The organism is Streptomyces sp. MBT65, assembly GCF_016612545.1.
GTDB lineage: Bacteria > Actinomycetota > Actinomycetes > Streptomycetales > Streptomycetaceae > Streptomyces.
Genome location: NZ_JAENRY010000714.1, coordinates 1 through 2,276 on the forward strand (window position 1 = coordinate 1; position 2,276 = coordinate 2,276).

Below are 2,276 nucleotides of genomic sequence, written 5' to 3' on the forward strand. Positions count from 1 at the left end.
CCCCGAACTCGTACCCACCACCCGTACACCCGCATAAGCACGGAAGAAAAGGAAGCCCATGGCAACGACCACACCAGCCGGTGTGCGGGCTCACGCCAAGCACGGAGGGGGATCCCCCGCGGCCCCCGACGGCGCTCCGATGACGCACCGGCAGATCATGGAGGCCCTCTCCGGGCTGCTGCTCGGCCTGTTCGCCGCGATCATCTCCTCGACGATCGTCACCAACGCCCTGCCGACCATCATCGGCAGCCTGGGCGGCGGCCAGGAGGCCTACACCTGGGTCGTCACCGCGGCCCTGCTCTCCATGACGGCCTCGGTGCCGCTGTGGGGCAAGATGGCGGACCTGGTCAGCAAGAAGGCCCTGGTCCAGATATCCCTGGTCATCTACATCATCGGCTCCGTCGTCGCCGGTCTCGCGCAGAACCCGGCGATGCTGATCGGCGCCCGTGTCATCCAGGGCCTCGGCGCCGGCGGTCTCTCCGCCCTCGTGCAGGTCGTGATGGCCGCGATGATCGCCCCGCGCGAGCGCGGCCGGTACTCCGGCTACACCGGAGCCACCTTCGCCGTGGCGACCGTCGGCGGTCCGCTGCTCGGCGGAGTGATCACCGACACCTCGTGGCTCGGCTGGCGCTACTGCCTGTTCGTCGGCATCCCCTTCGCGCTGATCGCGCTGATCGTGCTCCAGAAGACGCTGAACCTCCCGGTCGCCAAGCGGAAGGTCAAGGTCGACTGGACCGGCGCCTTCTTCATCACCGCCGCCGCCTCGCTGCTGCTGGTCTGGGTGACCTTCGCCGACGACAAGTACGACTGGCTGTCGTGGCAGACCTACACGATGGTGGGCGGCACGCTCGTGCTGGCGCTGCTGTTCGTGTTCACCGAGACCCGGGCGAGCGAGCCGATCATCCCGCTGCGCCTGTTCCGCAACCGCACGGTGTCGCTGGCTTCCCTCGCCTCCCTGTTCGTCGGCGTCGGCATGTACTCGGGCACGGTCTTCTTCTCCCAGTACTTCCAGCTCGCCCGAGACAAGTCCCCGACGATGTCCGGGGTCATGACGATCCCGATGATCGGCGGACTGTTCGTCGCGTCGATGGTCTCCGGCCGCTTCATCACCAGGACCGGCCGCTGGAAGGGCTGGCTGGTCGCCGGCGGTCTCTTCCTCACCGCGGGTCTCGGTCTGCTCGGTCTGATGCGCTACGACACCCCGTACTGGGAACTGTCCATCTACATGGCCATGCTGGGCATCGGCGTCGGCACGATGATGCAGAACCTGGTCCTGTCCACGCAGAACCAGGTCACCCCGAAGGACCTCGGCGCCGCCTCCTCCACGGTGAGCTTCTTCCGCTCGCTCGGCGGCGCGGTCGGCGTCGGTGTGCTCGGCTCGGTCATGTCCGGCCGGATCACGCACTACGCCAAGGACACCGTCACCTCGCTCGACCCGCAGTCGCAGGCCGCCGCCGCGAAGGCCGTCGGCAGCAGCGCGCTCCCGGACATGGACGCCCTCCCGAGCACGGTCCGCACCTGGCTGGAGAGCGCCTACGGCCACGGCATCGCCGACGTGTTCCTGTACGCGGCGCCCTTCGCGCTCATCGCCTTCGTCGTCGTCATGTTCATCAAGGAGGTCCCGCTGCGGACCTCCGGCGGGCTGGCCCAGGCCGCGGAGGAAGCGGTGGGCGTGCTGGACGCCGGCGAGTTCCCCGCACCGGCCCAGGAGGACGCCGTAGCCGCCCCGCAGGTCCAGGCCCCCGTAGCCCCGGTGGCCAGGGAGGAGACCACACCCGTGACCACACTCGACCCCGCACCCTTCTCGGGTGGGATTCCCGTCCGCGGCTTCGTGCGCGGCGCCGAGAGCGCGCCCGTCCCGCAGGCCGCCGTCACGCTGATCTCCCTCGGGGGACGCCAGTTGGGCCGCTCGGTCACCCAGGCGGACGGCTCCTACGCGCTGGACGCGCCGAGCGTCGGCTCGTACGTCCTGATCGCCTCCGCCGACGGCTTCCAGCCGCAGGCGTCCACGGTCGTCGTCAACGGCAGCGACCCGGTCTCGTACGACGTCCTCCTCAGCGGTACCAGCGGCCTCAACGGCCTTGTCCGGGCGGTCGATTCGGGGCTGCCGGTCAAGGACGCGATGGTCATCGTGACCGATGTGCGCGGGGATCTGCTGTCCAGCGGGATCACCGGTGAGCAGGGCGAGTTCGCCTTCGCCGAGCTGGTGCCGGGGGCGGTGACCATCGCGGTGAACGCCGCCGGGTACCGGCCGCGCGCGCTGCCCGTCGAGGTCG

Annotated in this window: 1 protein-coding gene; it reads left to right on the forward strand. The window is 69.8% G+C overall.

Annotation, left to right across the window (positions count from 1 at the left end):
• Positions 1–58: 58 nt before the first annotated feature.
• Positions 59–2,276: MFS transporter (locus tag JHN63_RS51750; protein WP_200692038.1), on the forward strand; the 2,218-nt coding region annotated here is incomplete at its 3' end.